Source organism: Sporomusaceae bacterium (genome assembly GCA_031460455.1).
GTDB lineage: Bacteria > Bacillota > Negativicutes > Sporomusales > UBA7701 > Anaeroselena.
Map to the genome: position 1 here is coordinate 675,315 of JAVKTQ010000001.1, position 22,405 is coordinate 697,719.

The following is a 22,405-nucleotide window of genomic DNA, read 5'->3' on the forward strand; positions in this document are numbered from 1 at the left end:
CCCGGCGGAACGCCTGGTTGTTTTTCTGCTCTCCGGAATTGCTAAAAAGAATTGTTTAGCGCATTTCTGCTCCTTTTCGGCCCGTTGTGATGGTTTTATTATAGCCGGCGGACAGTATATTTTCAAGGCGGCAATACATGTCAGGCAGGAGTTTTATTGGGTTGTTTCGGCCGTTCAGAAGCCCCATAGGCAAGGCGCACCGGAGGCTGACACCGGAAGCGTACACGAACGTACGCTGAGGATGGCAGTCGAGGAGCAACGCCGCATAGGGGGCTTATGGACGGCCGACTTTGATACTGGCGGCGATCTCTTTATCTATTGCTAAACGGGTGTAACCCACGGCCAGCACGTAGACGGGGAAGGTTTGGAGGATCGTGATTTCGGTGCCCGGCAGGATGCCGAAGGCGAGCAGCCTGGCCATGTCCCTGCGGCCGGCCGGGAGGGCGGCGACATGCGCTTTTTCGCCGGGGCGCAGGCGGCTCAGCGGTATTTCCTCCATTTACTCCCCTCTTTCCGGTCAGATGAGTAAGGGTGCTATTATGCTGGCCAGCCAGCCTGCGGCCAACGCCACGGCGGCGATGGCGATTGTCATTACGGCGGCGGCGACAGGGCCGCGTTCTTTGACGATGACCATGAGCTGGGCGACGCAGGGGACGAAGAGGGTGAGGGCGACGGCGGCGACGAGGAGCTGGCGGGGGGCGAGGAGGCCGGCGGCGGCCATGTCGTAGAGGCCGGCGGCGCCGTAGTCGCGGCGGAAGAAGCCCAGCAGGAATATCTGGGCGGTGGCGGCCGGGAGGCCGAGAGCGGCCATCAGGGGCTCCAGCGCTTTTATAATATATGTCAGCAGGCCGCTGCGGTCACCGAGCCAGAGGAGAAAGCTGGCGAGGAAGAAGACGGGAATTATTTCCACGAAGTACCAGACCATGCGGGTGTAGGCTTTGTGGAGGACGTTGGCGGGGTCGGGCAGTCTGAGGGGGGGAAGCTCGATGTAGAAGGGGCTGCGTTCGCCGGGGAGGAGGCGGGCGGTGAGCCAGCCGGCGAGGATGAAGACGGCGAGGATGAAGGCGGCCCATATGGCTACTGACCGGCCGTCGCCGGCGAGGACGGCGAGGACGACGCCGAGCTGGGCGGAACAGGGGATGGCGAGGGAGAGCAGGAAGGTGGCGAGGAGGCGCTCGCGCCTGGTTTCGAGGGTGCGGACGACGAAGACGGCCATGGTGCCGCAGCCGAGGCCGAGGGTGACGGGGATGACGGCCCGGCCGTTGAGGCCGAATTGTTTGAAGAGGCCGTCGACGAGCATGGCGAGGCGGGGCAGGTAGCCGCAGTCTTCGAGAAGGGCGAAGGCGACGAAGAAGGTGCCGACGATGGGCAGGATGATGGCGACGGCGTAGCGGAGGCCGAGGGTGAAGAGACCGTAGTCGCCTACGAGGAGGGACTGCAGCCATTCCCAGGGTATCCAGCGCTGGCAGGCATAGTTGACGGCGGGGGTGATGACGCGGGCGAAGACGTTTTCGTCGATGTAGTCGACAAGGACGCCGGCGCCGAAGCCGCCGACGAATTTGTAGAGCCCCCAGTAGAGGACGAGGGCGAGGATGGGGAGGCCGGTGAGGGGTTGGCGGGTGAGGCGGTCGAGGAGGTCGGCCAGCCGGCGTCTTCCGGCCGGGCCGCGGCTTAGGGCGGCGGCAACGAGGCGGTCGGCCTGGGCCTGGCGTTCGGCGGCGATGCACTGGGCGAGGGGCTGGGGGCTTTTTCGGGCGGCGGCTTGGACGGCGGCGGCGACGGCGGGGTAGGCGGGGTCGTTTTTCAGGAGGGCGCGGCTGACCGGGTCGCCGGCGAGGAGGAGGAGGGCGAGGATGCGGGCGGCGGGGCGGCGGGCGCCGAGACGGCCGGTGACGGCGACGACGGCGGCTTCGAGGCCGGGGCTGAGTAGGAAGGGCGGCTGCGGCCGCGGCCGGGGGGCGGCGATGATGCCGCGGAGGCGGTCGAGGCCGATTTTTTTGACGGCGGCGGTGGCGACGACGGGGATGCCGAGGAGGTCGGCGAGGCGGGCGGTGTCGAAGGCGAGGCCGGCGGCGGCGGCTTCGTCGATGAGGTTGAGGACAAGGACGACGGGCAGGCCTGCGTCGATGAGGGCGAGGGTGAAGGGCAGCGAGCGGGCAAGGTTTTTGGCGTCGGCGACGTGGACGACGAGGTCGGGCTGGCCGTGGAGGAGGAATTCGCGGGTGACGCGTTCTTCGTCGGTGATGGGCGCGAGGGAGTAGATGCCGGGGGTGTCGATTATTTCGCACGCCACGCCGCCGATGCGGGCGTAGCCGCGGGCGACTTCGACGGTAGTGCCGGGGTAGTTGGAGACGTTGACGTATTTGCCGGTGAGGTTGTTGAAGATGACGCTTTTGCCCACATTCGGGGCCCCGACCAGGATGATGCTGCGCTGCATGCCTCTCCCCCGCCCTTCTGCTCGTAATGGTATCTCCTATTCGCGAGGCGGGGGGATTATGAAAAAGAAAAACCGCGAACCTTGACGGTGCGCGGTGAGTGAAAGGTTTTACAGGTGGGGTTTGATTCTTGCCTCAAGGTTGGCCTTGGGCAGAAAGCCGACGATTTTCTCGGCCTGCTCGCCTTCCTTGAAGAGGATCATGGTGGGCAGGCTCATGACGCCATATTTCTGCGCCAGGGAGCGGTTCTGGTCGACGTTGATCTTGACGACCTTGAACTTGTCGCCGGCTTCGCCGGCAAGTTCGTCGAGGATGGGAGAAAGACGCTGGCAGTAACCGCACCATGGGGCCCAGAAATCGGCGAGTACGGGGACCGCCACGTCGAGCACTTCTTCTTGGAAGTTAGCTTCGTTGACATCCGGAGCGTTGGCCATTTTCATCTCTCCTTTGTATTTGGGTTTCGCCCGGTCATTCTATTATGCCGCGTTTGCGGCATTCGGCCATGATGCAGGCTTTTATGACTGTGAGGCCGAGTTCTTCGCCAAGTTTGGCGACCGCCGGCGCGTCGGCGCCCGGCTGGAGCCAGACATACTTGATGCCTGCGTCGGCGCAGTCGCGCATTATCTGTTCGCCGACCTTGGGCGGGACGACGACGTCGACGACGTCGGGTTTTACCGGCAGGTCCTTCAGGCCGGGATAGCATTTCTGGCCCATGACTTCGTCAAGGCCGGGATTGACGGGATAGACTTTGAACTGCCCGGTGGCGTCCATGAATTTGAATATTTTGTAGCCGAATTTGTCTTTGTTGTTGTTGGCGCCGACCACGGCCCAGGTTTTGAGGTCGAGGGTTTTTTCGATGTCGGTCATGAAGTCCTCCTGATTCAGATTAATCTCCATTTTCATTATATTGCCAGGGAGGCATAAAGGTCAATGACGGACAAGCGGGTCGGATTATTCCAGGTAGGCTTGTTTGAGGTAGACGATGCCGATGCTGGTGCGGACATGGTCCTTGACGCTGGGGCGGATCATGACGGGGTTTGTGCTGAAGAAGAGGGGGCAGACGACGGCCTCGTCCATGATGATTTTTTCGGCGGCGTGGAGGGAGGCGGCGCGTTCGGCGGCGTCCGCGGACGGCCGGGCGGCGGCGAGGCGGCTGTCGTAGACGGGGTTGGAATAGCCGGGGCTGTTGTTGCCGTTGGCGGTTTCGAACAGCTCCAGGAAGGTGGTGGGGTCGACGTAGTCGCCGATCCAGCTGTCGATGGCGAGCTGGAAGTTGTGTTTGTCGAGGTTGTCGTAGAAGACTTTGAGTTCCTGGTTGCTGAGCTGGACGGTGACGCCGAGGGCGCGCTTCCACATTTCCTGCACGGCTTCGGCGATGATTTTGTTGCTTTCGCCGGTGTTGTAGAGGAGGGTTACGGGCGGCAGGCCTTTGCCTTCGGGATAGCCGGCCTCGGCGAGGAGCTTCTTGGCGGCGGCGGCGTCGTTGTCGGCGAAGTATGAGCCGCCTTTGGCGCGGAAGTCGTTGCCGGCGGTGTCGACGACGCCGGGGGGCACGAAGGCGAGGGCGGGCGTCTGGCCGCCGCGGGCGACCTGGTCGACGAGGCTGCGGCGGTCGAGGGCGAGGGTGAAGGCTTTGCGGACCCTGGCGTCGTCGAAGGGAGCTTTTTTGACGTTGAAGGGGAAGTAGCTGACGCCGAGGAAGGGGAATATTTTAAGTCTGCCTTCCTTCTGGAGACGGGGTATTTCGCTGATCGGCGGGTTGTCGGCCATGTCGAGCTGCTTGTTTTCGAACATGACGAGCCGGGTGGCGGCCGAGTCGATGAGAACGATGTCGACTTTGGCCATGCGGACTTTGCCGGCGTCCCAGTAGTGTTCGTTCCTGACGAGTTCCATTTTGTTGTCGTGGACCCAGTTTGTCAGCCGGAAGGGACCGTTGCCGACGAAGGTTTTGGCGTCGGCGGCCCAGCGGTCGTTGGCGGCGGCTTTGCGGTTGACGGGGTAGTAGGTGCGGAAGGCGGCGAGGGACAGGAAGAAGGGTGTGGGCCTCTCGAGGGTGACTTCGAGGATGCCGTCGCCTTTGGCCCTGACGCCGACGGTTTCGGCGGCGGCTTTTTTTTCGTTATAGGCGCGGCCGTTTTTGAGGTAGAATAACTGGTAGGCGTAACTGGAGGCGAACTCGGGGCTAAGGGCGGATTTCCAGGCGAATTCGAAGTCGGCGGCGGTGAGCGGCTCGCCGTTGGACCATTTCGCGCCCTTGCGCAGGTGGAAGGTGTAGACGAGGCCGTCGGAGGAGATTTCCCAGCGTTCGGCGGCGGCCGGCACGGGACTGCTGGCGGCGTCGAGGGAGGTGAGGCCTTCGAAGAGCTGGGCGGCGACGATGCCGGCGGGGATGCTGGTGGATTTGCGGGGGTCGAGGGTTTCGGGTTCGGCGGCGACGGCGTAGCGCAGGTACTTGGCGTCTTTCTTGGCCCCGAACCAGCCGCAGCCGGGAAGGACGGCGGCAACGGCCACCGCGGCGATAAGAATGAGGATGAGGGCGATGCTTTTCCTGGTCAAGGCGGTCTCCTTTCGGTATCCGTCAGGGATAATTTGCGCTTCAGGGCGCTAAACAATACCCGCGGGCAAGGGTTTTGCCCGGCGGCGGCGAAAAACAGCGTATAGGAAAACGGGGTGATATGTTTGACCAAACGGGACGGGACCGATCTGGCGGCGGCGCTGGCGGCGGCGGTGGCCGGCGAGCCGGGCGTGTACGCGGCGGCGGCGATCGAGCCGGCGAGCGGGCGGCGCTGGCTGCTGAACAATCGGCGGCTGCGGTCGGCGAGCCTGATAAAGATTTTTATCCTGGCCGAGGCGTTCCGCCGCATCGACCGGGACGAGTTCGACCTGGAGGAGGCGGTGGCGATCCCGGCGGCGGCGATCGTCGGCGGCGCGGGTCAGCTGGAGTTTGCCGCGCCGGGAACGGTGCGGACGTGGCGCCAGCTGCTCGAGGCGATGATCGTGGAGAGCGACAATACGGCGACGAATATGGCGATCGACCGCCTGGGGATGGAGAGCGTGAACGCGCTGGCGGCGGCGCTGGGCTGCCGCGATACGGCGCTGCGCCGCAAGATGATGGATTTCGCGGCGGCGGCGGCCGGGCGGGAGAATTATACGACGCCGGCCGATGTGGCGGCGGTGCTGGCGAGGTTGTACCGGCGCGAGTGCGTGTCGCCCGCGGCCGATGAGGCGATGGTGGCCATCCTGCTCCGCCAGGAGGACCGCTGCAAACTGCCCTTGCTGCTCCCCGCGGCGGCGCGGGTGGCGTGCAAGTCGGGGGAACTGGAGGGAGCGGAGCACGACGCCGGCATCGTGTACGGCGAGGGCTGCGATTATGTGCTGGCGGTGATGAGCGACGGGCTGCCGGACGAGGAGCGCGGCCGGGGGGTTATTGCCCGGTTGTCGCGCACCGTTTACGATTGGTTTCATAATAATATACCAGAGTAATTTCCGGAGGACTGCTTTATGAGCGATTTATTTGCCGTGAATGTTTCTGCGGCGATGCTGTGGAGCGAGCCGGGGACGAAACGGGACCACGACCGGCTGATGCTGGGGGCGACGACCGAGCCGGCGGCGTGGGCGGACGGCATGGACGAGGCGATGCGGCTGTGGCTGGTAGGCAAGGTGGAGTCGCAGCTGTTGTACGGGGAACGGGTGGTTGTGCTGGAACACGCGGGCGAGTGGCTGCGCGTGGCGGCAACGGAGCAGGCGACGGGCCGCGACGGGCGCGGTTACCCCGGCTGGCTGCCGGCCGTCCAAGTAAGCGATAACGGGGTTTTCCGGGCGGAAATGGCTGCTCTGCCGACAGCGGTGGTGACGGCGCCGAGGGCGCGGTTGTACGCTGACGCGGCCGGGCGCGAACCGCTGGCGGAGCTGAGCTGGCAGACGCGCCTGCCGCTGTTGGCGGCCGAGGGCGCACTGCTGAAGGTGCGGCGGCCGGACGGCGCTGTGGGCTATATCGCCCGCGCTGCGGCGGCCCCCCTCTCCCCTGCCCCGTTCGACGGGGCGAGGCTGACGGCGGAGGCCAGGATGTTCGCCGGCCTGCGCTATGTGTGGGGCGGAACGGCGGCGTGGGGGTTCGACTGTTCGGGGTTCGCGCTCAGGCTGTATCAGTCCCAGGGGGTGGCCATCCCCCGCGACGCCGATGAGCAGGCGGCGGGCGGAACGGCGGTGGACGCCGACGCGCTGTCGCCGGGCGATCTGCTGTTTTTCGCCGGGCCGGGAGGCCAGGGCGATATCCACCATGTGGGCGTGTTCGCGGGCGGGACGGCGATGATCCACGCCCCCAACAGCCGGTCGGCGATCCGCGAGGACGATTTCACCGCGGGCGTGTACGGCGAGGAGTTCTGGGAGGCGCGGCGCTACAGGTAGAATTTTTCGGGGGTCTCCGATGTCCTGCGGATATCGGAGACTTTTTTATGCGAAAAGGCCGTTTTCGATGATGACGGGGCCTTTGGGCAGTTTGGCGAGAGAGAAGGCGGCGACGAGGTCGCGGGGGGCTGTGGGCCGATACTCCGGTGTGAGGCCGGCGCGATGGGCGAGGAGGCCGATTATTTCCGGGGCGGTGACGCCGCGCTCTCTTAAATGGCCAAGGGCGAGGCTCTGCTGGCGCTTGGAGAGGCGGTGGCCGTCGGGGCTTAAGAGGAGCGGGACATGGGTGAAAGCGGGCGGCGTGAGGCCAAGGAGGCGGTAGAGGTAGAGCTGGCGCGGGGTGGAGGACAGGAGGTCGTCGCCGCGCAGGACGTGGGTTATGCGCATGGCGGCGTCGTCGACGACGACGGCGAGCTGGTAGGCGTGGACGCCGTCGGCGCGGCGGACGATGAAGTCGCCGCAGGCGGCGGCGAGGTTCTGGGCGACATGGCCGTGGAGGCCGTCGGTGAAGGCGATTGTTTCGTCGGGAACGACGAGCCGCAGGGCCGGACGGCGGCCGTCCGGGGGCGCGCTCTCCGCCGCCCCGCCAAGGTAGCGGCGGCAGGCGCCGGGGTAGGCGCTTTCTGCGTCCGCGTCGCCGGCGTGGGGGGCGGAGGCGGCGGCACGGATCTCGGCGCGGGTGCAGTAGCAGGGATAGACGAGGCCGCGGGCGGCGAGGGTTTCGAGGGCGGCGGCGTAGAGGCGGCGGCGCTCGTCCTGACGGTAGGGACCATAGGGGCCGCCGCTGTCGGGGCCTTCGTCCCAGTCGAGGCCGAGCCAGGCGAGGTCGCCGATTATCTGGGCGGTGTATTCGGGGCGGCAGCGGTCGGGGTCAAGGTCTTCGACCCTGAGGACGACGGCGCCGCCGAGGCTGCGGACCTGCAGCCAGGCGAGGAGGGCCGTCCAGATGTTGCCGAGGTGCATTTGTCCGGAGGGGGATGGGGCGAATCTACCACGAATGTTGTTTTGCATATCGGTCTCCGTTAATTGATCTGTGCGCAGGCCGTTCAGGGCCCCCAGATGCTAGGCGCGGCGAGGACGACACCGGAAACGTACACGAACGTACGTTGAGGATGGCGGCCGAAGCCGCAACAACGCAGATGGGGGTCATCAACGGCCTGCCTCTGTATCGGGATCATCCTTTTCGGTGTATATGGCGAAAAGGATGATCCCCGCCACCAAAATAAAGCCGGCTGTTGCGAACATGGCGGCAAACCCCGCCCTCTCCCCCACCTGGCCGAGAAATACCGAGCCGGCGGCGATGCCCAGGTCCATGAAGGAGGTAAAGAAGCCGAGGGCGCTGCCCCGTTCGGCGGGCGGCGTTTTGTCGACAACGAGGGCGTTGAGGGTGGGCATGAAGGCGCCGAACCCAAAGCCAAAGGCCAGGCCGATAAAGACGAGGAGGGGCAAGCTGTCGAGGAAGGGCAGCAGGAAGACGCCGACGGCCAGGAGGGCCATGAAGGGGAGGATGACGCGGCGGCGGCCCCAGCGGTCGGAGAGTTTGCCGGCGAAGATGCGGCTGGCGAGGGTGGCGGCGGCGTAGGCGGTGAAGAAGATGCCGAAGTCGAGCAGGCCGCGCTGGGGGGCGAAGACGGGCAGGAAAGCGATGACCGTCCCGTAGGCGGCGGCGCCGGAAAAGAGGGCCAGGGACGGGACGATGACGTACCGCCGACGGCCGACGGCCAGCAGGCTGACCGGCTTCTTCCCGCCCTGGGAGCTGACTTCGCCAACCGCAGCCACGGCCAGAAAGGCGGCGGCGGCGGCGGCGGCCGAGCAGGCAAATAAGACGGTGAAGTTTTGTGTATGCTGGATGATGTCGATGCCGATGGCGGGGAATATCGCCATGGCGACGACGCTGGCGGTGCCGTAGATGCCGATAACTTCGCCCCGCCGCTTGGGGGGCGCCAGGTCGGCGATGTAGGCGGCCGAGGCGGCGAGGAAGGAGGCGTGGGCAAAGCCGTGGGCGACGCGGAGAATGTACAGGGGGGCGACGGCCTGGAGAAGGCCGTAGAGAGGAAACAGGAGGGCGAAGAAGCCTGTCCCGAGCAGCATGAAGAGTTTGCGTCCGCGGCGGTCGGCGAGCTGACCGAGGTAGGGCCGGACAAGCACGGCCGCCAGGCTGAACGCCCCCATGACGAGGCCGATCTGGCCCGGAGAGCCGCCGAGTCCTTCGACGTACTGCGGCAGGGTGGGGATGAGGAGGTAGAAGCTGCCGAAGTAGAGGAAGGTGGCGACGCAGATGCAGATGAAGTTGCGTGAGGTGAGGCGGAATTCTTCGGTCATAGGGCCTCCCGGCGTCAGGTGTTGAGGGTGTAGGCGTCCATGGGGCAGTATTCGGCGAAGTGCAGGCGCCGGTAAACTTCGTAGCCGGCGGGACTTGCCTCGAGAACGAGCAGCCGGCAGCCGCGGGCCGCGGCTTGGCCGACGAGGGCGCGGGTGAGGGCCGAGGCAACGCCGCCGCGGCGGGCGGGGCCGAGGGTGGAGATGAAGTAGGCGCCGGCGACGCCGCCGCTGCCGAAGAAGATGCTGGCGGTGGCAACAGGCAGGCCGTCGCTGAGGCCAAGGAAGTAAGCGATGCTGTCGGTGGCGAGGTTGGCAAAGACGGCCGGGAAATCGCGGGCGACGCGTTCCGGCATTGCGAAGCCGGCGGCGGCTGTCCTCCCCCATGCGGCAATTCCGTCCGGGTCGTTGACCTGACGGATTTCCAGCCCCGGAGGCGGACCGGCGTCCGGCGCCGCACCGTCGAGTGCGAGGGCCATGCCCCGCCAGTGCATCTGGTGCCTGAAGCCGTGGTCGAGGAGCCGCCGTCCGAGGTCGGCAGGGCGGTCTTGCGGCCCGGTGATCCAGGTGAGCGGGCGGCCACCGTAGGCTGCGGCCAGTTCCTTTATCCGGGTGTCGGCCCCGCGGTCGGTAAAGCGGGCGGCAAGCACGCGGTTCACGGCATCGGTGCCGGTGTCTACCCAGGTGACTTCCCTGTCGCCGGAGCTCTTCCCTCCCGGCACGCGGCCGGTATGCAGGGCGTATTCGCGGAGGTTGCCGGCGATGGCGGCGGCTATTGCGGATGAGGCTTGTCCTGCGGGCATTTGTCACACCTCTTCCTGTTTGGTGGCGCGATTTTTTACAGCGGCATGACTATTGTGCGCATTAGTTTTACTTTCCACGGAATGGAAGGCATCTCCTGCCGCGGAACGACGCCGGCCCTTGTCCCGGAGGCGAATGTATTATATACTTTTGCCAGACGATGATATTTTATATCAAAGGAGCGGTATTATGGCCAACTTCAAGAACGTAGGCGTCCTGACCGGCGGCGGCGACTGTCCGGGCCTGAACGCCGTAATCCGCAGCGTCACCCGCGCCTGCTTCAGCCATGGCATCAGGGTCTGGGGGATCAAGAACGGCTTCGGCGGCCTGGTGGAAAATGATATCGGCGAATTGGCGGACCGGGATATCTCCGGCATCCTGCCCCGCGGCGGCACGATCCTCGGCACGACTAACCGCGACAATCCTTTCAATTATGCCGTGCCGCATGACGGCGGCTATGTTTATAAAGACATGTCGCAGCAGGCGCTGGCCAACCTTAAGACGAGGGGCATCGAGGCGCTGGTGGTTATCGGCGGCGACGGCAGCCTGCGGATCGCCCACGAGTTCAGCCTGTTGGGGCTGCCGGTGGTGTCGGTGCCCAAGACGATCGACAACGATATCCCGATGACGGAGAGGACGTTCGGGTTCGATACCGCGGTGGCGTGCGCGAGCGAGGCGCTCGACCGGCTGCACACGACGGCGGAATCGCACCACCGGGTGATGCTGCTGGAGGTGATGGGCCGCTACGCCGGCTGGATCGCCTTCCACTCCGGCATGGCAGGGGGCGCGGACGTCATCCTCATCCCCGAGGTGCCGTACAAGATCGAGGCCGTGGTGGCGGCGATCAAGGCCCGTCGGGCGCAGGGCAAGCTGTTCAGCCTGGTGGTGGTGGCCGAAGGCGCTTTCCCGGTAGGCGGCGAGATGACGGTGGCCCGCATCGTGGAGAACAGCGCTGAGAAGGTGCGCCTCGGCGGGGTGGGCGAGAAGCTGGCCCGTCAATTGGAAGACCTGACCGGGTTCGAATCCCGCTGCACGGTGCTGGGCTACCTGCAGCGCGGCGGCAGCCCGACGGCTTACGACCGCATCCTGTCGACCCGTTACGGAGTGGCGGCCGTGGACGCTCTGGTGGCGGGCAATACGGGCGTAATGGTGGCGCTGCAGAAGAACGGCATCGTGACGGTGCCGATCAGGGATATCGCCGGCCAGCCGAGCAATGTGCCGCTCGAAGCGCTGCATGTGGGGCGGTCGATCGGTATCTGTTTCGGCGACGAGGCGTAGAGAAGGAAAACCCCTCCGCAAGTTTGGGCTTGCGGAGGGGTTTTTGCGTAGGTGACACCGATTTGCGCGGCTACGGACGGCAGCAGGTGCTCCCGTCGGGGTTCCGGCTTATTTCGGCCGTACCGGCGGGCGGCGTGCCGAAAACCTGATCGAGGCATTCCTTGTCGGGGACGTATCGCTGGGTCATTTTGCTGACGATGACGAAGACGATGATGCTGAGGATGAAGGAGGGGAAGATTTCGTGGATGTCGCGCATGCCCGGCACGTCGAAACGGATGAAGTAGCGCCAGATAACGCACGACAGCAGCCCGGCCAGCATCGAGTAGAACGCGCCGTGGCCGGTTCCCCAGCGCCAGTACAGGCCGCCGAAGACGGCCGGGAAGTAGCTGGCGCCGAATATCGCCCCGGAGAAGGCGGTAAGCTCGACAATACCGGCCGGGGGCTTGATGGTCACGAGGAAGACCAAAATGCAGTAAATGAACATGGCGATCTTGGTCCAGACGATTGTTTTGCCGGCTTCAAGAGGCTGCCCCATGACGTTGCGGATGTCCTGCACGCAGGCGGTGCCGACGATCAGTGTGACGGACGCCAGTGAGGACATGCCGGCCGCGAACAGGCCGATTATGCATATGCCTGATGCCCAGGGACTGTTGTACTTATCGAGCATGTAGCCGATTACTTTGTCGGTGTTTTTCATGAGCATCGCCGCTTCTTTGCCATCCACCATCGCGTGGACGTAGGCGCCGATGCCGAAGACGCAGATGAGTGAGACGCCCATGAGGATAGGCGTCCACAGCATGGCCGTCTTCATGGCCGCTTTGTCCTTGATGGAGTAGAAGCGGATGAGGCAGCGGGGTTCGGCGACCTGTTTGATGCCTACGGAGGCGGCGATCCCCAGGACATAGGCGGGGGCGACCAGGGCGCCGAATTCCAGCAGGCCTGCGCCGATGGGTTTGCCGGCTGCGGTCACGTGGGTGGTGGTGCGCATCGCCTCGAAGACGGCGCCGATGTCGCCGACATAGAGGAAGGGCACGGCGGCCATTATTATCGCTACGAAGAACATGATTATGCCTTGCATGGCGTCAGTCCACAGGACGCTGTACATGCCACCCCAGATGGTGTAGAGGGCGGTCAGAAAGATTACGCCGATGGCGCCTGCCCAGTAGGGGATGCCGAGGATGGAGTCGAGCAGGTGGGCGCAGCCTTTGGCGATGGCCACCATGTACCACAGCGTCGAGAAGATGATTATTACGGCCGCCAAAACTCTGATGTGTTTAGATAGCGGACTCTTGTAGCGGAAGTCGAAATAGTCGGGAAGCGTCATCGATCCCAGCCTGGCCGTCTGGTTGCGCAGCCGCGGCCCGAGCACATGCCAGGAGATGATGCAGAATATCGTCCAGATGACCGCTTGCCAGATCCAGGTGAGGCCGAATTTGAAGGCCGCCCCGGCCTGCCCTATATAGGTGTTGGTGCTGATAAAGGTGGAATAGAAAGCTAGGCTGACGACCCAGCCGGGGATTTCCCGTTTGGCGACGTAGTATTCGGATACGCCTTTCTGGGCTTTTTGCTTGAAGTAGTATCCTATCCAAAGGGAAAAGGCCATGTATGCGACCATCAAGACGACAATTATGCCGTATTTGGCCATGTAGTCTCCCATTTAGCTCTCCTCCTTCCTCTACCCTTCCAAATCCTTGTGGGGTTGGTTTTCCTGATCGATTTCCACGTCGCGGGTCAAAACAAGGTAGGTGTTAAAACAAATCAGCAGAATTGTTATGATGTATCCCGCAGCTACCATTGTATCCATTTCAATCACTCCTTTAACTCTTCGTGATCGGAAACGTTACCTGCGTCAGCTGTGGTTTCACCCGGATTTTTTAGGTCGTGTTCATTGATCCTCACCTCGCCTCTATTCCCAATATTTCCCGAATTCTATTATTAGTATAGCCGAGTAATGATTCTATTAGCATCAAAAATGGCGCATGATGCCAAAAAATTAGCCTAATATTACACTTTCGGGGGATTTGCCCGCAGGCAGCAGGATATCCGGAGGGGTACGACAAAACCCCTCCGCGGAAACGCGGAGGGGTTTCTGAACGCCTGAAGGCGATATACAGCGCCTCGAGGGTGGCGGAGGAGATCAGGTCGACGGCCGGCGGCCGTTACTGGCAGCCGGTCGCCGGTCGAAGAGGGTGATGAGCAGCAGCCCGCCGATAATCAGCACCGCCCCCGCCAGGTGGGCGAGGGTGACGGTTTCGCCGTAGAAGACGGCGGCGATCCAGATGGCGTTGACGGGCATGAGGTTGATGTAGGCGCTGGCCCGGCTGGCGCCGATGCGCTTGATGCCGACGTTGAAGAGGAAGAAGGCGACGACGGTCGGGAAGATGATGAGGTAGGTCATTTCCCAGGCTGTCTGGGCGCTGACGGCGGGCAGGCGCGCCCAGCCGTCCTCGGTTAGGGAGGCGGCCAGCAGCATGACGGAGCCGGCCAGGGTGGAGGCGCTGGTGGCCAGGAGCGGCGGGACGTCTTTCATGACGACTTTGCCGATGGTGGTGTAGGCCGTCCAGGATATGACCCCGCCGACCATGAGCAGGTCGCCGCTGGAGAAGGACAGCGAGGTGAGGATGTCGACGGAGCCTCTGGTGATGGTGGTGAGGACGCCGAGGAAGGACAGGGCGACGCCGGCGACGAGGCGCCAGCTCCACGGCTCGCCGAGGAGGGTGACGGCGACGAGGGCGGTGGTGACGGGGTTGACGACGATGACGAGGGCGCCGTTGATGGCTGAGGTGTATTTCATGCCGACGTTGAAGAAGACGTTGTAGAGGAATACGCCGGTGATGGCGAGCAGCAGCAGGCCGCCCCAGCGCCTCCGGAGGGGGGCCCAGTCCCAGCCGCCGCGGGCGACGACCCAGGCGGTCATGAGGAGGCCGGCGAGGAAGAAGCGGACGGCGGCGGTGGTGAGGGGCGGTATTTCGGTGACAACGTGTTTGGTGGTGCCGAACGCCCCGCCCCAGAAGAGGGGGACGAGCAGGAGGATGAAGTAGATGGCGTTGGGGTGAGCGGGTTGGGCGGGCTTTATCACAAGGTCAGCTCCTTAACGGGATCAGAATGGCCTTACTGGGCGTTGTTGCCGGAGGCGGGGGCGGAGGAGGCGGGGAGAAAGCCGCGCCGGAGGGAGAGCCAGGCTCCGGCGAGGCCGGCGAGGCCGATAACGAGGAAGCCGCTGTTGAGGTCGAGCCAGCCGGCGATGAGCCCGGTGAACACCGGCCCGATGAACATGCCGACGGCGTAGGCGGCCTGGTAGAAGCCCATGGCGGTGGCCCGCTTTTCAGCGGGGAAGTTTTTGATGCTGAGGCCCATGAGGAGGGCCATTATCAGGCCGCGGCCGAAGCCGGCGGCCATCTGGGAGATATAGAGGGCGGGCAGGGTGGTGCAGAGCGGGATGGTGACGCTGGACAGGCCCATGAAGATGAAGCCGCCGGCGAGGGTGCCGGCTTCGCCGAAACGGCGGCGGAAGAGGGTGCCGCTGAGCGCGGCGGCGGCAATGGAGGGCAGGATAGCGACGGTGGTGAGGAGACCGAGCTCGAAGCCACCGGCGCCGAGGGTTTTGGCGGCCAGCGGCGAGAAGCCGAAGACGGTGGCGAAGGTGAGCACCTGGAAGAGGCTGCCGAGGAAGCACAGGCGCAGAAAGGGGCCGTCGCGGGCGATTTCGGCTAAGGAGCCGGTGTCGACCGGCTTGGCGGGCGTGACTTCGTCGACGACGAAGAAGCTGAGGATAAGGGCGACACAGCCGCCGGCAGCCGCAAGCAGGAAGGGTTCGGCCAGCCCGTACCATTCGGCCGCGAGGCCGCCGAGGAACATGGCGCTGACCTGGCCGACGGCGGCGGCGGAGTTGATGTAGCCCATGGCTTTGGGGCTGTCGTGCGCCGGGTAATAGGCGGCGAAGAGGACGGTGTAGGCCACCCAGGCGGCCGCGGCGGCGCCGGACAGGGCGCGGTAGAAAAGCAGGGCCCAGGCGTCGGGCTGCGCCCACATGCCGAAGGCGCTGGCGGCGGCCAGGGCGGCGCCGGCGATGACGAAGACCTTGCGCCGGCCGAGGGCGTCGGAACAGAGGCCTACCGGCACGCGGAGGAGGAACTGGACGGCGCCGTACGAGCCGAGGATGAGGCCGATCAGGTCGTAGGAGGCGCCCAGGGTCTGGGCGTACGGGCCGAGGGTTGGTACGTAGGTGTAGGCGGCGAACCAGAAGAAGACGGTTATGAGGAGCAGCAGCGAGCGCCGGTGGTTTTGCATGGCAGGTAAGCCTCGCAGAACAAAATACGTATTATACACATTTTAGCCGCAATAGTGACGGCGGACAAGGATAAAATAGCAAAAAACGCCGGCATGGCCGGCTTTTTTTGGCGTTATCTATTGGTAGAGGTAATAGGGTTTCGCTTTCTCTTTAAATTGCTGCGCCTCTTTATCCCATTCGGCGAGCAGCTCGGCGAGGGTGTAGCGGCCGAGGCGGAGGCCGTTGTCGCCGACGGTGAGGTCGATGTAGGGGACGCCGGAGCTGCGGAAGCCGAAGGCGAAGTTGTCGCTACCGATTTCCTGGATGGTGTAGAGAAGGGTTATGCCGGTGCGGACGGCCTGGTAGGCGTGGCGGTCGGTGATGTGGAGCTGGACGCCGCCGAGGGTTTTGCCGGTGTTGCCGCCGAAGCGCGGGCTGAAGTAGGCCGGGCGGAAGTAGACGCCGGGGAGGTTCTTGGCGTTCATTTTGGCGGCGAGGTCTTCGGCGTTCAGCCAGGTGGCGCCGACGAGTTCGAAGGGACGGGTGGTGCCTACGCCTTCGGAGACATTTGTGCCGCCGAAGATGCCGGTGCCGGAGTAGACGAGGGCGGCGTCGGGGGTGGGGATGTTGGGCGAGGTCATGACCCAGGGGAGGCCGGTGTCGTCCCAGTGCATGTCGCGAGTCCAGCCGGTGAGGGGGACGACGGCGAGGTCGCAGCCGATGGCGAATTCTTTGTTGAAGTAGCGGGCCAGCTCGCCAACGGTCATGCCGTGGCGCAGGGGGATGGGGTACATGCCGATGAAGGATTCGAAGCCGGGTTTGACGAGGCCGCCTTCGACCATGCCGCCGACGGGGTTGGGGCGGTCGAGGACGACGAAGGTTTTGCCGTTTTCCTTGGCGGCCTGCATGGCGTAGGCCATGGTGTAGATGTATGTGTAGGGGCGGGCGCCGATGTCCTGGATGTCGAAGGCGAGGACGTCGATGCCGGCGAGCATGTCGGGGGTGGGCTTTTTGGTGGCGCCGTAGAGGCTGTAGATGGGCAGGCCGGTCTTGGCGTCGGTGGCGTAGCCGATGTCGTCGCCGGCTTTGACGGCGCCGCGGATGCCGTGCTCGGGGGCGTAGAGGGCGACGAGGTTTACCTTGGCCTTGAGGACGTCGACGCTGCTTTCGAAGTTGCTGTTGATGCCGGTTGAGTTGGTGATGAGGCCGACCCGCTTGCCCTTGAACAGGTCGAGGTGTTTGTCGATGTTGTCGATGCCGAGGCGGACGCTCTCGCGCGCCGGAGCGGGGGCGGGCGGAGCGCTGGCGCAGCCGCTGCCGAAGAGGGGCATGACGAGCAGAGCGGCAAGGACGACGGTCATTTTCGCGAGAAAGCTTCGGCGTTGGCGCACTGGGGTTACCTCCTGTGAATTTTTATGGTGGGCGGTTGTCAACGGCTTTCCTGGAAATCGGCTTGGATAAGGGCAATCACCGCTTTCAAGGCTTCCGCCTCGTCTTCGCCCGACGCGCGGACGGTGATGGTGTCGCCGGCTTTGATGCCGGCGCTCATGATGGCGAGCATACTTTTGGCGCTGACGTTTTTGTCGCCTTTGACGAGGGCGATGTCGCTTTTGAACAGAGCGGCGGTTTTGACGAGCAGGGCGGCCGGCCGGGCGTGGAGGCCGATTTTATTTGTTATCTCAAGGGTTTGTTCGCGCATGGGCAGCTCCTTTATGCTTGTTTGAGGGCGGCGAAGCTTACGAGTTCGACGCCTTCGGCGGCGAGGAATTCTTTGATGGCCGGGTCGGTGAGGATGGCGAGTTCGCGCAGGCGCTCGGCGCTGTAGGAGCTTGTCTGCGCGAGGGTGTCGTCGCCTTCTGCGGGGTGGGACATTATTTCGAGTACGCCGCCCAGGTGGGCGCGGATGATGGCCCGGAGGTTGTCCGCGGTGGCGCCGGGGCCGTAGAAGGCGTCGGAGAAGGCGTCGGGGGTGGGGATGCCGAAGGCGACGATGCGGGCGCGGACGGCGGGGCCGGTCTGGCGGAGGGGCACGCCGAGCTGCCGGGCAAGGCCGATGGCGACATCGAGGATTTCGGGGTAGGAATGGGCGTGGTGGTGGCTGTCGAGGTGGGTGAGGGTGAGGCCGGCGGCGAGGAATTTTTCGACCTGGGCGGTGAGCTCGCGTTCGGCTTCGCGCGGTTCGCAGACGGCGACGACGCGGTTGACGGGGCGGTGGAAGGCGCCGTCGGGCTCGACGAGGCTGGCGACGTCGGCGCCGGCAAGGAGCGGCCGGCCGTAGGTGAGGTTGAGGTGGAGGCCGGCGGCGAGGCCGTGGGCCTTGAGGAGGGCTACTGCGTCGGCGGTGTGGGCGGTGTTTACCATGAGGGTGGTGTCGCTGACGATACCGGCGGTCATGGCTTTTATTATGCCCTGATTGCAGCCGGGGGTGAGGCCGAGGTCGTCGGCGTTGATTATCAGTTTGCGCATGGTGTCTCCGTTCATTGCTGCCCGGCGAAGCGGGGCAGGTATTGGCGGTTGGCGTCGAGGATTTCGGCAAGCAGGCCGGCTGCGTCAGCCGCCGCGGGCACAAGGGGGTTGGCGGACAAGGCGGCGAGGGCGGTGGCGCGGTCGCCGCTTACGGCGGCCTCGATGGCGAGGCGCTCGTAGGCTTTGACCTGCTGCACGAGGCGGAGGGCATCGGCAGGCAGGTCGCCGACCGGCAAGGGCGTCGCCCCGCCCTGCCCCACCCGGCAGTTGACTTCGACGACGGCGTCGGCGGGGAGGCCGGCGATGGCGCCGTTATTGCGGGTGTTGACGGCGTGGAGCTCGCGTTTGTCGTTATGGATGGCGCTGATGAGGGAGACGGCGGCTTCGGAGTAGTATGCCCCGCCGCGCTTGTCCAGCTCGGGGGGCTTTTCGGCGAGGTTTTCGTCGCGGTAGCGGGCGAAGAGCGCCTCTTCGACGGCCTGGACCTGCTCGGCGCGGGTGCCCGGCCCGCCGGGGGCGGCGGCCGCCTGTTCCTCGGCGAGGAGGCGGTCGGTCATGTAGTAGTAGCGGTGGTAGGGGCTGGGGATCATGCCGAGCTTTTTGAGGAAGGCGGCGTCCCATTTGAGGTCGGGGATGTTGTTCATGGTGAGGGCGGCGCCATCGGCGAGTTTGTCGAGGATTACGCCGGTGACGTCTTTCCCTTTGAGGCGGACAGCCCGGCCCCAGACGAGGTGGTTGAGGCCGGCGAAGTCGATGGCGACGTCGGCGGCCTTTGCGCCAAGGAGCTTGGCGGCGGTCATGACCATGTTGATGGGGACGTTGCAGAGACCGATGCATTTTACGGCGCTGTGGCCGAGGACGGCTTCGGTGACGAGGCCGGCGGGATTGGCGAAGTTGATGAGCCAGGCGTGGGGGCAAAGGGTTTCGATGTCGCGGCAGATGTCCAAGATGGCGGGGACGGTGCGTAGCGCGTTGGCGAAGCCGCCGGGGCCGACCGTTTCCTGGCCGAGGATGCCGTATCTGAGGGGGATGCGTTCGTCGCGGACGCGGGCGGCGAGGCCGCCGACGCGGATCTGGGTGACGATGTAATGGGCGCCGGCGAGGGCCTGGCGACGGTCGAGGGTGGTATGGACGGTCATGGCGGAGCCGGTCCGCGCGGCCATGCGCCTGGCGAGGGCGCCGACGACGGCAAGCTTTTCTTCGCCGGCGGGGATATCGGCCAGCCACAGTTCGGCGACCGGCAGTTCGCCGGCGCGGCGCAGGAGGCCGTCGACGAGCTCGGGGGTGTAGCTGGAGCCGCCGCCGATGACGGCGACTTTGAGGCCGTTCATCGCAGCGCCTCAAGGCGGGCGGTGAGCTGGCGGATGGTTTTTTCCTGGTCGATCATGTGGGTGATGAGGTTTTTCTCGGCGATGGCGGTCATGAGGTGGTCCTGGGCGTGGACGAAGAGCAGGGATATGTCCTGCTTCTCGCCGGCGGCTTCGCGCTGGATGGTGTCGGCCTGGGCGCGGTGGGCGACGCCGACCTCCTCCTCCGCCCGCTTGAGGTGGTCGGCGGCTTTGGCAAAGTCGCCCGCCCTGGCGGCGGCAAGGGCGTCGTAGGCTTCGGCGCGGGCGTTGCCGGCGTGAAGGATGATTTCGAAGATGACGGTTTCGGTCATTGGCTGTCCTCCTGCTCGGACTCTCTGAGGAGTTTGCGTTCGTAGGCTTTGAGGAAGGGGTAGTAGAGGACGGTGGCGACGGCGATGTTGAACATGGCGAGCACGATGGCCCGCCAGTCGCCGCCGGTGGCGAGGTAGGCGCCGATGGGGGCGGGCAGCGTCCAGGGGACGAGGATATAGGGTTTGGTGACAAGGCCGAAGCTCATGGCGAACCAGGTGACGACGCCCATAAGCACCGGGCCGGCGACGAAGGGCACGACGAGGAGCGGGTTGAGCATGACGGGGGCGCCGAAGATGACCGGTTCGTTGATGTTGCAGACGCCGGGCAGGAAGGCTGCCTTGCCGACGCCGCGCAGGTAGGCTGATTTGGAGAGCATCATGAGGCAGACGAGGCCGATGGTGGCCCCGGAGCCGCCGATGAATACGAACCACTGGAAGAAGGGCTCGGGGGCGATGTTGGGGATGGGCTGGCCGGCGGCGGCGGCGGCGATGTTCTGGTCGAGGAGGACGAGCCACATCGGCCGGGCGACGGTGCCGACGACGGAGTCGCCGTGGATGCCGGTGGCCCACAGGAGGCTGATGAGGATGATGGGGACGAGGACGCCGGCGAGGGTGTTGCCGGCGGTGACGAGGGGGGCGAAGAGCTGGGCGACGGCGTGCTGGATGTCGAAGCCGGCCAGGTGGCGGACGGCCCAGACAACGGGGATGATGATGCCGGCGGGGACAAGGGCTTCGAAGGAGCGGGCCACCGAGTCGGGGACGCCCTCGGGCATGCGGATGGTGATTTTTTTCTCTTTGGCGAAGCGGAGGATTTCGACGGCGACGATGGCCATGATGATGGCGACGAACATGCCGCCGCCGCCGAGGTTTTCCATGAGGAGAGCCAGCCCTTTGCCTTCGATGGCGACCGGCAGGCTGGTGAGGAGAAAGGCGGCCAGCGCAAGGGTGCCGCCGGCGACGCCGTCGAGTTTGTAGGATTTGGCCAGGTGGTAGCCGATGCTGTGGGCGGCGTAGAGGGCCATGAGGCCCATGGTGAGGCGGAAAGGCAGCAGAATCTGGGCGGCGTAAGGTTTGACGAGGGCGGCGAGGGCGGGCACGGGCGGGAAGGCGATGATGAGGAAGAAGCTGCCGACGATGATGAGGGGGATGGTGGAGATGATGCCGTCGCGCACGGCCCGGAGGTGCCGCTGCTCGGATAGCCTGGTCATGAAGGGGATGAGGTTGCGGTCGAGCCAGGCGAAGATTTTTTCCATGGACCCTCCTGTGTTAACTGAGGATTTTATCCACTTCAGCCAAAATTACTGCACCGCCCAGCGGACTGTACCCCTGGGGCGGGATGAGGGCGACAGGCACGCCGGCCTCGGCGGCGGCGGCCTGGAATTCGGCAAGGCGGTGGCGGACCTGGGGAGCGACGAGGGCAATGTCCCAGCCACCTTTGACGGTGTCGGCGAATTCGCCGCTGCCGACCGATTTGACGGTGAGGGCGCGGCCGGTTTTGGCGGCCTGTTGTTCGATGGCTTTGACTACTATGGCGGTGGACATGCCGCCGGAACAGACTAATAGTATTTTCATTTTTCCTCCGGGGAGGCCGCCTATAAGGTCCATCTGCTGCGTTGCTCCTCAGAGCGCTTGCTAGCGTACGTTCGAGTACGCGTCGCGGCGCGCTCTTCCGGTGCGCCTTGCATCTGGAGCCTTCTAGGCAGCCTCGCACAATTCATTTATTACTATCTATTGCCTTGGCTACGAAGCCGTCGGCTTTTTTTAGCCGTCGCTCGGCTTCTTCGGCGGTGCAGCCGGTCTTGAGCATTACGATAGCGGTTTTGGCGCTGTGGCCGCAGAGGTTGAGGGCTTCTTCGGCTTCTTTCTTGGAGACGCCGGCGGCTTCGGCGACGATGCGTTTGGCCCGCTCCCACAGTTTGACGTTGGTGGGTTTCAGGTCGACCATGCGGTTGCCGTATACTTTGCCGAGCTTGACCATGGCGGCGGTGGTGAGCATGTTAAGGACGAGTTTGGCGGCGGTGCCGGCCTTGAGACGGGTGGAACCGGCGATGACCTCGGGGCCGACGAGGGGCGTTATTGCCAGGCGGGCGGCGCCGGCGACCGCCGCTCCGGGGGTGGAGCAGACGGCGACGGTGAAAGCGCCGAGCCTGTTGGCGTATTCGAGGCCGGCGATGACGTAGGGCGTCCGGCCGCTGGCGGCGATGCCCACGAGGATGTCGGCGGCGGAGAAGTCGATCTGGCGGAGTTGGCCGACGGCTGCGCCGGCGTCGTCTTCGGCCCCTTCGGCCGATTTGGTCAAGGCGGTTTCGCCGCCGGCGATGAGACCGACGATGAGACCGGGATCGGTGCCGAAGGTGGGCGGGCATTCGGCGGCGTCGAGGACGCCGAGGCGGCCGCTGGTGCCCGCGCCGATGTAGACGAGCCGGCCGCCGCTTTTCAAGGCGGCGACGATGACGTCGACGGCGGCGGCGATGGCGGGCAGCTCTTTTTCGACCGCGAAGGCGACGGTTTTGTCTTCATCGTTGACGAGGCGCAGGATGTCGGCGGTGGCGAGGCGGTCGATGTCGGCGGTGGCGGGGTTGGGCTGTTCGGTGAGGATGTCTTCGAAGTTGAAGAGCATATATGTACCTCTCAGATTAGTACTCGGCAGACGGCCGCAGATGGACTAAAGGCGATCCAACAGGCTGCTAGAAAGATTCAGATGCAAGGCGCACCGGATAAGCAGACACACAACGCTTCAGCGTTGATGTGATCGCTTATACCCGAAAG

23 protein-coding genes are annotated in these 22,405 nt (G+C 64.8%); 3 read left to right on the top strand and 20 right to left on the bottom strand.

The window, feature by feature from the left end; all coding sequences use genetic code 11:
* Positions 1-274: 274 nt before the first annotated feature.
* From RIN56_03575 to RIN56_03595, 5 genes are all read right to left on the bottom strand, one after another.
* Entirely contained in the window at positions 275-499 is a 225-nt protein-coding gene (locus RIN56_03575) for a FeoA family protein (GenBank protein MDR7865870.1), read from the bottom strand.
* An 18-nt stretch (positions 500-517) separates the two neighbouring features.
* The gene (gene feoB, locus RIN56_03580; protein ID MDR7865871.1) at positions 518-2,437 is read right to left on the bottom strand and encodes a ferrous iron transport protein B; all 1,920 of its coding nucleotides are present in this window, start codon (positions 2,435-2,437) and stop codon (positions 518-520) included.
* Between the two features lie 108 nt (positions 2,438-2,545).
* Complete coding sequence (gene trxA / locus RIN56_03585; protein ID MDR7865872.1) at positions 2,546-2,869, bottom strand: thioredoxin; 324 nt, start codon at positions 2,867-2,869, stop codon at positions 2,546-2,548.
* 34 nt (positions 2,870-2,903) lie between these two features.
* Positions 2,904-3,302 carry a CoA-binding protein gene (locus tag RIN56_03590; protein MDR7865873.1) on the bottom strand — a complete coding sequence of 133 codons (399 nt, stop codon included), beginning with the start codon at positions 3,300-3,302 and terminating at the stop codon, positions 2,904-2,906.
* A gap of 84 nt (positions 3,303-3,386) precedes the next feature.
* Positions 3,387-4,991, bottom strand: a complete 1,605-nt coding sequence (locus RIN56_03595) for a peptide ABC transporter substrate-binding protein (GenBank protein ID MDR7865874.1) — start codon at positions 4,989-4,991, stop codon at positions 3,387-3,389.
* Between the two features lie 123 nt (positions 4,992-5,114).
* Here RIN56_03595 and RIN56_03600 point away from each other — a divergent pair, with 123 nt between their 5' ends.
* Positions 5,115-5,918, top strand: a complete 804-nt coding sequence (locus RIN56_03600) for a serine hydrolase (GenBank protein MDR7865875.1) — start codon at positions 5,115-5,117, stop codon at positions 5,916-5,918.
* 18 nt (positions 5,919-5,936) lie between these two features.
* Positions 5,937-6,842 carry a C40 family peptidase gene (locus RIN56_03605; GenBank protein ID MDR7865876.1) on the top strand — a complete coding sequence of 302 codons (906 nt, stop codon included), beginning with the start codon at positions 5,937-5,939 and terminating at the stop codon, positions 6,840-6,842.
* Between the two features lie 45 nt (positions 6,843-6,887).
* On the opposite strand, the gene gluQRS is transcribed toward RIN56_03605, so the two are convergent.
* From gluQRS to RIN56_03620, 3 genes are all read right to left on the bottom strand, one after another.
* Positions 6,888-7,853, bottom strand: a complete 966-nt coding sequence (gene gluQRS, locus RIN56_03610; GenBank protein MDR7865877.1) for a tRNA glutamyl-Q(34) synthetase GluQRS — start codon at positions 7,851-7,853, stop codon at positions 6,888-6,890.
* 138 nt (positions 7,854-7,991) lie between these two features.
* Positions 7,992-9,164: an MFS transporter gene (locus tag RIN56_03615; GenBank protein ID MDR7865878.1), complete on the bottom strand. Its 1,173-nt coding sequence runs from the start codon at positions 9,162-9,164 to the stop codon at positions 7,992-7,994.
* Positions 9,165-9,178: 14 nt separating this feature from the next.
* A complete protein-coding gene (locus RIN56_03620; GenBank protein MDR7865879.1) occupies positions 9,179-9,964 on the bottom strand; it encodes a GNAT family N-acetyltransferase in 786 nt (261 codons plus the stop codon).
* Between the two features lie 187 nt (positions 9,965-10,151).
* Between RIN56_03620 and RIN56_03625 the strand changes: the two genes are divergently transcribed.
* Positions 10,152-11,240 carry an ATP-dependent 6-phosphofructokinase gene (locus RIN56_03625; protein MDR7865880.1) on the top strand — a complete coding sequence of 363 codons (1,089 nt, stop codon included), beginning with the start codon at positions 10,152-10,154 and terminating at the stop codon, positions 11,238-11,240.
* A gap of 70 nt (positions 11,241-11,310) precedes the next feature.
* Here RIN56_03625 and RIN56_03630 read toward each other — a convergent pair whose 3' ends face one another.
* The 12 genes from RIN56_03630 to murQ all read right to left on the bottom strand — a co-directional run bounded on the left by RIN56_03630 (position 11,311) and on the right by murQ (position 22,256).
* The gene (locus tag RIN56_03630; GenBank protein ID MDR7865881.1) at positions 11,311-12,897 is read right to left on the bottom strand and encodes a divalent metal cation transporter; all 1,587 of its coding nucleotides are present in this window, start codon (positions 12,895-12,897) and stop codon (positions 11,311-11,313) included.
* An 18-nt stretch (positions 12,898-12,915) separates the two neighbouring features.
* A complete protein-coding gene (locus tag RIN56_03635) occupies positions 12,916-13,044 on the bottom strand; it encodes a hypothetical protein (protein ID MDR7865882.1) in 129 nt (42 codons plus the stop codon).
* A gap of 333 nt (positions 13,045-13,377) precedes the next feature.
* Positions 13,378-14,319: a DMT family transporter gene (locus RIN56_03640; protein ID MDR7865883.1), complete on the bottom strand. Its 942-nt coding sequence runs from the start codon at positions 14,317-14,319 to the stop codon at positions 13,378-13,380.
* A gap of 32 nt (positions 14,320-14,351) precedes the next feature.
* Complete coding sequence (locus tag RIN56_03645) at positions 14,352-15,530, bottom strand: MFS transporter (protein ID MDR7865884.1); 1,179 nt, start codon at positions 15,528-15,530, stop codon at positions 14,352-14,354.
* Between the two features lie 117 nt (positions 15,531-15,647).
* Positions 15,648-16,901 (bottom strand): DUF1343 domain-containing protein, encoded by a 1,254-nt coding sequence (locus RIN56_03650; GenBank protein ID MDR7865885.1) that lies wholly within the window; start codon positions 16,899-16,901, stop codon positions 15,648-15,650.
* A 38-nt stretch (positions 16,902-16,939) separates the two neighbouring features.
* Entirely contained in the window at positions 16,940-17,209 is a 270-nt protein-coding gene (locus RIN56_03655) for an HPr family phosphocarrier protein (GenBank protein MDR7865886.1), read from the bottom strand.
* Between the two features lie 11 nt (positions 17,210-17,220).
* The gene (locus tag RIN56_03660; protein MDR7865887.1) at positions 17,221-17,976 is read right to left on the bottom strand and encodes a carbohydrate deacetylase; all 756 of its coding nucleotides are present in this window, start codon (positions 17,974-17,976) and stop codon (positions 17,221-17,223) included.
* An 11-nt stretch (positions 17,977-17,987) separates the two neighbouring features.
* A complete protein-coding gene (locus RIN56_03665; protein MDR7865888.1) occupies positions 17,988-19,307 on the bottom strand; it encodes a 6-phospho-beta-glucosidase in 1,320 nt (439 codons plus the stop codon).
* On the bottom strand, positions 19,304-19,636 hold the full coding sequence (locus RIN56_03670) for a PTS lactose/cellobiose transporter subunit IIA (GenBank protein MDR7865889.1): 333 nt from the start codon (positions 19,634-19,636) through the stop codon (positions 19,304-19,306). The genes RIN56_03665 and RIN56_03670 overlap by 4 nt, the downstream gene beginning before the upstream one ends.
* Positions 19,633-20,889, bottom strand: a complete 1,257-nt coding sequence (locus RIN56_03675; GenBank protein MDR7865890.1) for a PTS sugar transporter subunit IIC — start codon at positions 20,887-20,889, stop codon at positions 19,633-19,635. The genes RIN56_03670 and RIN56_03675 overlap by 4 nt, the downstream gene beginning before the upstream one ends.
* A 13-nt stretch (positions 20,890-20,902) precedes the next feature.
* Entirely contained in the window at positions 20,903-21,208 is a 306-nt protein-coding gene (locus RIN56_03680) for a PTS sugar transporter subunit IIB (GenBank protein ID MDR7865891.1), read from the bottom strand.
* Between the two features lie 142 nt (positions 21,209-21,350).
* On the bottom strand, positions 21,351-22,256 hold the full coding sequence (gene murQ, locus RIN56_03685) for an N-acetylmuramic acid 6-phosphate etherase (protein ID MDR7865892.1): 906 nt from the start codon (positions 22,254-22,256) through the stop codon (positions 21,351-21,353).
* Between the last annotated feature and the right edge of the window lie 149 nt (positions 22,257-22,405).